This is a genomic window from Citrobacter sp. TBCS-14 (assembly GCF_005280805.1).
Lineage (GTDB): Bacteria > Pseudomonadota > Gammaproteobacteria > Enterobacterales > Enterobacteriaceae > Citrobacter > Citrobacter gillenii.
This window is the reverse complement of record NZ_SZWM01000489.1, coordinates 1-210: the sequence shown is the minus strand read 5'-3', so window position 1 is coordinate 210 and position 210 is coordinate 1. Positions and strand designations below refer to the sequence as shown.

At 54.8% G+C, this 210-nt stretch carries 1 protein-coding gene; it reads right to left on the bottom strand.

Annotated elements, in window-relative coordinates:
• The coding region (locus FDX22_RS19490) for a hypothetical protein (RefSeq protein ID WP_146717648.1) at nucleotides 1-210 on the bottom strand (210 nt) is incomplete at both ends.

The following is a 210-nucleotide window of genomic DNA, read 5'->3' as shown; positions in this document are numbered from 1 at the left end:
GATTCATCGTTCAGTTGATCTTCAGCCAGTTCGCTGACCGGGAATTTCGTTACTGCTGGCGTGGCGAACAGCACGTCATACAACGTCTTACCGCGTAGCTCGGGTTTCTTCGCCAGCAGTTCCTCCGGCCAGACGTCTTCCGTTTTGAATCGGCGGGCAAACTGCACCATCTGCCACAGGTCAGATTTCGCTTCGCCCGGTGCTTTAATC